This is a genomic window from Amycolatopsis rifamycinica (assembly GCF_000695625.1).
Classification (GTDB): domain Bacteria; phylum Actinomycetota; class Actinomycetes; order Mycobacteriales; family Pseudonocardiaceae; genus Amycolatopsis; species Amycolatopsis rifamycinica.
The window spans coordinates 182,546-190,242 of sequence record NZ_JMQI01000083.1; the positions used below are offsets into that span (position 1 = coordinate 182,546).

At 70.3% G+C, this 7,697-nt stretch carries 9 protein-coding genes; 3 read left to right on the forward strand and 6 right to left on the reverse strand.

Annotated features, from left to right (window positions below):
* Positions 1–1,092 carry a helix-turn-helix domain-containing protein gene (locus DV20_RS42065; RefSeq protein WP_043789443.1) on the reverse strand — a complete coding sequence of 364 codons (1,092 nt, stop codon included), beginning with the start codon at positions 1,090–1,092 and terminating at the stop codon, positions 1–3.
* Positions 1,089–1,310 carry a hypothetical protein gene (locus DV20_RS42070; protein ID WP_043789445.1) on the reverse strand — a complete coding sequence of 74 codons (222 nt, stop codon included), beginning with the start codon at positions 1,308–1,310 and terminating at the stop codon, positions 1,089–1,091. The genes DV20_RS42065 and DV20_RS42070 overlap by 4 nt, the downstream gene beginning before the upstream one ends.
* A 305-nt stretch (positions 1,311–1,615) precedes the next feature.
* Here DV20_RS42070 and DV20_RS42075 point away from each other — a divergent pair, with 305 nt between their 5' ends.
* A complete protein-coding gene (locus tag DV20_RS42075) occupies positions 1,616–3,304 on the forward strand; it encodes a fatty acyl-AMP ligase (protein WP_043789447.1) in 1,689 nt (562 codons plus the stop codon).
* A gap of 105 nt (positions 3,305–3,409) precedes the next feature.
* On the opposite strand, the gene DV20_RS42080 is transcribed toward DV20_RS42075, so the two are convergent.
* From DV20_RS42080 to DV20_RS42095, 4 genes are all read right to left on the reverse strand, one after another.
* Positions 3,410–3,766: a DivIVA domain-containing protein gene (locus DV20_RS42080; RefSeq protein WP_043789449.1), complete on the reverse strand. Its 357-nt coding sequence runs from the start codon at positions 3,764–3,766 to the stop codon at positions 3,410–3,412.
* A gap of 171 nt (positions 3,767–3,937) precedes the next feature.
* Positions 3,938–4,255 (reverse strand): DivIVA domain-containing protein, encoded by a 318-nt coding sequence (locus tag DV20_RS47135; RefSeq protein WP_043789450.1) that lies wholly within the window; start codon positions 4,253–4,255, stop codon positions 3,938–3,940.
* A gap of 21 nt (positions 4,256–4,276) precedes the next feature.
* Positions 4,277–4,870 (reverse strand): aminoacyl-tRNA hydrolase, encoded by a 594-nt coding sequence (gene pth / locus DV20_RS42090; protein ID WP_043789452.1) that lies wholly within the window; start codon positions 4,868–4,870, stop codon positions 4,277–4,279.
* A gap of 9 nt (positions 4,871–4,879) precedes the next feature.
* Positions 4,880–5,479 (reverse strand): 50S ribosomal protein L25/general stress protein Ctc, encoded by a 600-nt coding sequence (locus DV20_RS42095; protein WP_043789454.1) that lies wholly within the window; start codon positions 5,477–5,479, stop codon positions 4,880–4,882.
* A 347-nt stretch (positions 5,480–5,826) separates the two neighbouring features.
* Between DV20_RS42095 and DV20_RS42100 the strand changes: the two genes are divergently transcribed.
* Positions 5,827–6,921 carry a hypothetical protein gene (locus DV20_RS42100; RefSeq protein WP_043789457.1) on the forward strand — a complete coding sequence of 365 codons (1,095 nt, stop codon included), beginning with the start codon at positions 5,827–5,829 and terminating at the stop codon, positions 6,919–6,921.
* A 99-nt stretch (positions 6,922–7,020) separates the two neighbouring features.
* Positions 7,021–7,662, forward strand: a complete 642-nt coding sequence (locus DV20_RS42105; protein ID WP_043789460.1) for an NAD(P)-dependent oxidoreductase — start codon at positions 7,021–7,023, stop codon at positions 7,660–7,662.
* Positions 7,663–7,697 lie beyond the last annotated feature (35 nt).

Genomic DNA, 7,697 nt, shown 5'->3' on the forward strand with positions numbered 1-7,697 from the left:
TTAGCAGGCCGGCGGCGGCAGGACCGGCAGCTGGTCGCTGTCGGGTTGCAGGTAGATGGTCGGTATGTACCCGAGCTCCTTGCCGTCCAAAGAGATCTTCACCCACACCTTGCTCTTGGTCACGCCACGGCTGCCGTCGAGTTCGGGATCGCCGAAGTCGATGCCGGTGGCGATCTGACAGACCAGGACGACCCGGGTCGAGTGTTCGAGGGTCGAGACCGGGTTCGACTCGGTGCGCGGCTGCGCGAAGACGGACGCCCGCTTGGCCGCGGAGCCGACGTCGACGACGGCGGTTCTGGGACCGGGCGGCTGCGGCGTGCCGACAGTCACCGTCGTGGTGCTGCCGGTCGAGTAACTCGGGTAGTACACGTCGCCCGAGACCCAACTAGCCACGCCGCTCAGGGCCACTGCGGCCACCGCGACGACACCGGCGACGACCAGGCCGATGGTGTGGCGGCGCAGCCGGGCTTTGAGCGGCCGCAGTTCCGCGTCGATGTCGAAGGCCGGCAGGGTGGGCTCGACCTGGCGCGCACGCTCAGCCGCCCTCGCGAATCTGGCTGTCCAGTTCCCGGCCTCGGCATCGGACAGGTGCATGGCTTGGAGCACGTCTTGGAGCATGGACATATCGGGCACCTGCTCCCCGCGCATCACCGAGGACAAGGTGCTCTTGCTCCAGCCGGACGTCTTCTCCAGCTTGTCCAGCGACAGGCCCTTGTTCCGCCGCTCGGCGTTCAACGCGGCCGCGGTCATCCGCAGCAGCTCTCGTTCGCCGCCTCCGGAGCCGCTCTCGGGCGTGACTTCCTTGCGCGCCCTGCGCTCGGCGTCCGCGTCCGTCCAGAGCCGTTCGAGGTGACCGGGGTCGCCTCCGGTCTTTTCGGCGAAGTCCCTCACGAGCTGCAGGCTGGGGAAGTGCTTGCCGTTCGTCACGCGGGAGATCGTGGACGCCGACGTATTGACCTCATCTCCGAGCTCGCGGCCGGACCGGCCGGATTCGCCGAGCAGTCGCTTGAGCTCGTGGCTGAGCGCGGCTTCGGCCGCGCCCGGGTCGGCTGACCCGGATGCGGCCTCGGCGGCGGTGTCGTTCGTCGTCACCGGAGGACGACGTTCGGCGGTGTCGAGGTGTTACGGCCGAGGCGATCGGCGATCGTCGTCGCGACCAGCCCCAGCGAACTCAGGAACGCGATCACGTCCTGCGGGGAGTGACCGGCCAGCACCAGCACCGCCGCGAAGACGAACACGACGACCACCACGACCGGAGACTCGGCGCAGAGTCCCGCCAGCCGGCGGCGGACAGGGGAAACGAGAACCATGGCTTACTCCCGGGTGAGGGGTGATCGCCGGCTCGGCTGCCGGCGCTCTGGTTCCGATAGTGCGGTCCGGGCGAAGCCTGTTGGGGAGGATCGTGGTGCAACTTCGTCCGGCCTCCGGCGTTGCGAAGCCGGACGCAAGCTCACGCAATGCCGTGAAACGCGCAACGCCGTGGCCCAAGGGCTGCTGGTGAAAGGGATGAGCAGCGCTGCTCCGCGCCTGCAACGCCATGCAACACCTGATTCGAGCGTCGCCTGTTTCCGCTTTGCTCGGCGGACGTTGACGCCGAGACAGTAATGTTCCCGCCATGAGCAGGTTCGTGGACACGCTCGTCGCCACCGCGACGACGCGGGGGCAGCAGCGCGGCATGGTCACCGGGGAGCCGAAGGAGCCGGTCCGGCGGACCTGGGCCGAGGTGCACGACGAAGCCCGGCGGATCGCCGGCGGGCTCGTCTCGGCGGGGTTCCGGCCGGGAACGGCGGTCGGGGTGCTCGCCGCCGCGCCGGTGCTGATCGCGCCGACCGTGCAGGCCGTGTGGCTGGCCGGGGGCAGCGTCACCATGCTGCACCAGCCGACCCCGCGCACCGACCTCGCCGAATGGGCCGAGGACACCGTGCGGGTGCTCGGCATGATCGGCTCCGAGCTGGTGCTGCTGGGCGAGCCCTTCGACCAGCTCGCGCCCGTCCTGGAGCAGAAGGGCATCGGGTTCAAGCTCATCACCGAGCTGGCCGCAGCCGAGCCGCTCGCCGACGTCGTCTTCACCGACGAGGGCGACACCGCGCTCCTGCAGCTCACCAGTGGCTCGACCGCCGACCCCAAGGCCGTGCGGATCACCTACGGCAACCTGTACTCCAACGTCAAGGCCATGGTCGACCGCGCGGAGTTCGACTTCGACGTCGACGTGATGGTCTCCTGGCTGCCGACGTTCCACGACATGGGGATGGTCGGCTTCCTGACCGTGCCGATGACCTTCGGCGTCGAGCTGGTCAAGATTACGCCGGTCGAGTTCCTCTCCGGGCCGTTGATCTGGCCGGAGCTGATCACCAAGTACGGCGGCACCACCACGGCGGCGCCGAACTTCGCGTACGCCATCGTCGGGCGCCGGATGGCCCGCGTCGACGACGACAACGCCTACGACCTCTCGAAGCTGCGCATCGCCCTGAACGGTGCCGAGCCCATCGACGAGACCGCCGTCCAGACCTTTGTGGACGCCGGGGCTCGGTTCAAGATGCCCGCCGAGTGCGTCTTCCCCGCCTACGGCATGGCCGAGGCGACGCTGGCCGTGTCGTTCGCGCCGCTGTTCACCGGCCTCACCCTCGACGTCGTCGAAGCCGACGCGCTGGAGGCGGAGAACCGCGCGGTGCCGGTCCCGGAGGGCGACCCGCGGCGCGGCACCGACAGCGTCCGGTCGTTCGCGCTGCTCGGACGTCCCCTCGACGGGCTCGAGGCGGAAATCGTCGACGAGACGGGTGCGCGGCTCGGCGAGCGTCAGGTCGGCGAAATCCGGCTGCGCGGCGAGGCCGTGACGCCGGGCTACCTGACCATGGACGGCCCGCTCGCGACGCAGGACGCGGACGGCTGGCTCAACACCGGCGACCTCGGCTATCTGGTGGACGGCCAGCTCGTCATCTGCGGCCGCCGCAAGGACGTCATCATCATGGGCGGCCGCAACCTGTACCCGACGGACATCGAGCGCGCGGCGACCTCGGTCGAGGGGGTGCGCGCGGGCAACGCGGTGGCCGTCCGCCTGGACGCGGGCAGCCGCCGCGAGCGGTTCGCGGTGGTCGTGGAGTCGAAGCTGGCGGGGGACGCCGAGGCGGAGAAGAACCTGATGAAGCAGGTGTCGGCCCGCGTCCGCGACGCGGTCGACATGCGGCCGTACGCGGTGCTGGTGCTGCCGGCGGGCAGCCTCCCGAAGACGCCGTCGGGCAAGGTCAAGCGCGCGGCGACCGCCCAGCAGTTCGCGGACCGGATCAAGAAGAACGCGGACGCCTGACCAAGCCCAGGCCCGGCACTTTCACGTGAAAGTGCCCACCTGGGCCCGGCACTTTCACGTGAAAGTGCCCACCTGGGGGCGGCACTTTCACGTGAAAGTGCCGCTTCAGCGTTGCTGGACGCGGATGGCGCGGAGGGTGGGCGGGGCGGCGCGCTCGGTGGTGGCTTCCGGTGCCGTGCGGGCGCCCGGGAGGTTCGGGGCCTGGCCGGTACGGGTGGCGAGCTGGCTCTCCACCGCGTCGAGGAACTCGTCGACTTCGCGCTCGTCGTAGCCGCGCTTGCCGATCAGCGGCTTCGCGAACATCACGTGGTGGACTTCGGCGGCGGTCAGGTCGTCCTCGTCGGCGAGCGTATTGGCGATCCGCCGGACGAACGCGTCGACCTCGTGCTTCGCGTAACCACGGCGGCCGATCGGGGCGTTACCGAAGGTGACCTCGGCGAGGTCTTCGGCGGTGAACGACATGGAACTCTCCGATTCCGGGTTGGGCGGGTGCGAACTCCCGTACACCGTCCTAACCCGTGAACAGGCTTCCCGAAAGGGCTAAGCCCCAACCTCACCCCGACGGGCAGCCTCACGCCCGCCTTCGGGTGATTCCGCGCTACCCCGCGCTGTGTGGCGGGGTTCACACGACGGTCAGCTGCGGCCGAACCACTTCCGGGGGCCCTGCGGCCGCTGCGGCTCGACGGCGGCCGGCTTGGGGTTGCGCAGTGCCACCAGCGCCGCCTCGGCCTCGTCGAGGAACAGGTCGACCTGGGCCTGGTCGTAGCTGCGCATGCCGACCGGCATGATCGTGAATTCGACGTAGTGGATGTCGTCCGGGGTGAGGATGTTCCGCCCGGCCAGTGCCTCGGCGATGAGGTCGAGGAAGGCGTCCACCTCGTCCTCGTTGTAGCCGCGACGGCCGAACCGGGGTTTGCCGAAGGCGATCGACCGGGCTTCGTCCGGAGTCATGGCTTCACCTCGCCACCCATGTCAGCCCGCGTGGAAGGCGTTCTGCGCGGCCGCGAGGCCGGTGCCGATCAGCGCTTCGGTCGCGTCCGCGCACCGATCCACCTCCAGCGGGAGTTCCTTGCGCTCGACCGTCGAAAAGTCCTTCAGCACGAAGTCCGCGGGGTCCTGGCGGCCGGGCGGGCGGCCGATGCCGAACCGCACCCGGTAGTAGTCGCGGGTGCCCAGTGACTTCGTGATCGAGCGGAGCCCGTTGTGCCCGTTGTCGCCGCCGCCCAGCTTCAGCTTCAGCGCGCCGAAGTCGACGTCGAGCTCGTCGTGCACCACGACGATGCCGGACGGCTCCACCTTGTAGAACCGCGCCGCCCCGACCACCGGGCCGCCGGAGAGGTTCATGTACGAACGCGGCTTCACCAGCACGACGCGGCGGCCGGCCAGCCGGCCCTCGAGCACGTCGCCGCCGGTCTTGTGCGCCTTGAACTTGCCGCCGATGCGGGCGGCCAGCTCGTCCAGCACCATGAACCCGACGTTGTGCCGGTTTCCGGCGTACTGGGGCCCGGGATTGCCGAGGCCGGCGAGCAGGATCAGCTCGCCGGCCCCGGGCAGGTCTTCGGTCATGCTCAGATGCTATTCGGCGGCTTCGGCCGACTCTTCGCCCGCTTCGGCCTCGTCGTCGCTCTCTTCACGCTGCGGCTCGTTGACGGCCACGACCAGCGACTCCGGGTCGGTGACCAGGGTCGCGCCCTGCGGCAGCTCGACCTGGCCGGCCAGGACCTGGGAACCGATCTCGAGGCCCTCGATCGAGACCTCGAACTGCTCCGGGATGTGCAGCGCCTCGACCTCGACCTGCAGGGTGTCGACGTCCTGGTTGACCAGGCCGCCGGGGCCGGGGTTGCCGGTCACGACGACGGGGACGTCGACGACGATCTTCTCGCCGCGCTTCACGACCAGCAGGTCGACGTGCTCGATGTAGTTCTTCAGCGGGTGGACCACGATGGTCTTGGTCAGCGCCAGCTCGACCGAGCCCTCCAGGTCCAGGGTGATGACGGCGTTCGAGCCGTTCTCGCGCACGACGCGGGCGAACTCGATCGCCGGCAGCGCGAAGTGCCGCGGGTCCGACCCGTGGCCGTAGAGAACGGCGGGGATCTTGCCGGCGCGACGCGTGCGGCGCGCGGCGCCCTTGCCGAACTCGGTGCGCGGCTCGACGGACAGACGTACCTCGGACACGGTGTGGCACTCCTTCAAATCAAAGACAGCATGCGGCGGCGGGGGGAAGCCGGTGTTTTGTTTCGAAGTTTCGGCGGCGAGTTTCCGGGCGTGCACGACGACGGGGGCTACTCGAGCCGCCGCGTCGATCACGCCGGGCACCCCAGAAGGGCCCCGCCTCGCCGAGACAACCTCAAGAGTGTAAACCAACCTCATCACGGTGGGTTGCGGCGGGTGCCCGGCCCAGGCTAGAACCCTCCTGGAACCCCGGTACGTGACGACACAAATCCGGTGGCGGGACAACGCCGGCCGAGGTGTGCTCGGTAGCGGGAGAGCAGGGGGCGGGAATGCGGGCTCGACGGAGCAGGGTGGCGGCGGTGCTGCTGCTGGGCGGGCTGCTGGCGGGCTGCCAGGTGGCGGTCGCCGGCACGGCCGGCGTCTCCGCGGCCGACAAGGCGACGGCGGACCGGCGCGCCGAGCAGCGCGCCGCGGTCGACGCGGCCCTCACCGCGCTGGGCCAGTCGCCCGCGATCGCGCTGAAGTCCACGGTCAAGGGCGCCGAGCAGCAGTTCCGGATCAGCCGGGGCGGCTACGCCGTCGGCGCGCTGCCGCTGGACGGCCGGTTCGTCCAGGTCACGGTCGCGGCCGGCCAGTTCTACCTGCAGGCCGACGCCGACTACTGGAAGGCGCACGCCATCGACGAGGGCACGCAGTTCGGCACGAGCTGGGTGCGCACGCTCGGCTCCGAGCTGCCCTTCGACCCGGCGGCCCGGTTCGCGCCGCCGGCGCTCGCCGAAGGGCTGCGCAAGGCGCTGGCCGGTCTCGACCGGATGGGCGAGCCGGTCAAGGCGAAGCTGCCGGACGGCACCGAGGTCTACCAGCTCGGCGCCGCGCCGAGCGTTCTGCGCGTCACGACGGCCAAGCCGAACCGGGTGGTCAGCTTCGCCCCGGCGATGCTCGACTCGCGGGCCGGGGCGCAGTACGGCGCCGAGTTCGGCGTCGCCGCGCTCGCCGGGGACGCGGTCAAGACGTTCCACACCGACCTCGACAACGCCGTCGCCGGGCTGGGGCAGCCGTTCGAGGGGCTGGTGCAGGCCAGCGCCGTCGTCACGAACCAGGTCCTCGACTGCAAGGACTTCGTCGGCTCCTGCACGACCACGGTCGACATCTCCAACAGCGTGGTCGGCACGCCGGCGTCGGGGGAGAAGAGCGTCGTGCGCATTTCGCTGTCCGTCGACGTCAGCGCCGAGTCGCTCGGCGCGCAGACGTGCACGGCGGCCGGGGACGCGGAGCCGTACAAGGCGATCAAGCTGTCCTGCGCGGTGAAGTTCAAACTGCCCAACCGCACGGCCAGCTACCAGGTCCTCTCCAAGCCGAACGCGACGGCGGAGGTCCGCGCGAACCTCGACGTCAACGCCGTCAAGCAGAAGGTGGCGGCGGAGTTCGCGGGCCTCGGCGGCTGACCTGGACACCTACCCCCAGGTGTGTTGCTCCCGTTGAAGTAGGTGATCTTCCGTTCCTAGCATCGGCTGCGGACAGCCGAGACGAACGGAGGAACAGACATGGCCAAGCTGGTCATTTTCGGGGCGACGGGGTACGCCGGGGGCAGGATCGGGGCCGAGGCGCTGCGGCGCGGGCACGAGGTCGTCGGCGTCGCGCGCCACGCCGGCTCGGTGCCCGAAGGCGTCGACGAGCGGCAGGGTTCGCTGCACGACGAGGAGTTCGTGGCGGGCTTGGCGAAGGACGCCGACGTCTTCGTGGTCGCCACCCCGGCCCGCGAGATCGACGGCGAGAAGCTGATCGACGCCGTGCCGGCCCTGGCCCGCATCGCGAGCGAGAACGGCGTCCGGCTGTCGTTCGTCGGCGGCGCGGCGAGCCTGCGGGTGGCCGAGGGCGGCCCGCGGCTGTTCGACACCCCCGAGTTCCCGGCCGAGTACAAGGAGGAGGCCGGCAACCACGCCGAGGTGCTGGGCCTGCTGCGCGAGCAGCCCGAGAACCTCGACTGGTTCTACGTCAGCCCGGCCGCCGAGTTCGGCGCGTGGACGCCCGGTGAGCGCACGGGCGAGTTCCGCATCGGCGGCGACATCCTGCTGACCGACGAGAACGGCAAGTCCCACATCGGCGGCGACGACTTCGCGATCGCCTACGTCGACGAGATCGAGCAGCCGAAGCACCACCGCGCGCGCTTCACCGTCGCCTACTGAAGCCCGCCGCGGCTCGTCGTGAGTGGTGAGGCGGG

What these genes read in the sequence shown, in the direction of transcription:
- DV20_RS42070 (WP_043789445.1), bottom strand. Translation starts at nt 1,310, where the DNA reads ATGGTTCTCGTTTCCCCTGTCCGCCGCCGGCTGGCGGGACTCTGCGCC.
- DV20_RS42075 (WP_043789447.1), top strand. Translation starts at nt 1,616, where the DNA reads ATGAGCAGGTTCGTGGACACGCTCGTCGCCACCGCGACGACGCGGGGG.
- DV20_RS42080 (WP_043789449.1), bottom strand. Translation starts at nt 3,766, where the DNA reads ATGTCGTTCACCGCCGAAGACCTCGCCGAGGTCACCTTCGGTAACGCC.
- DV20_RS47135 (WP_043789450.1), bottom strand. Translation starts at nt 4,255, where the DNA reads ATGACTCCGGACGAAGCCCGGTCGATCGCCTTCGGCAAACCCCGGTTC.
- pth (WP_043789452.1), bottom strand. Translation starts at nt 4,870, where the DNA reads ATGACCGAAGACCTGCCCGGGGCCGGCGAGCTGATCCTGCTCGCCGGC.
- DV20_RS42105 (WP_043789460.1), top strand. Translation starts at nt 7,021, where the DNA reads ATGGCCAAGCTGGTCATTTTCGGGGCGACGGGGTACGCCGGGGGCAGG.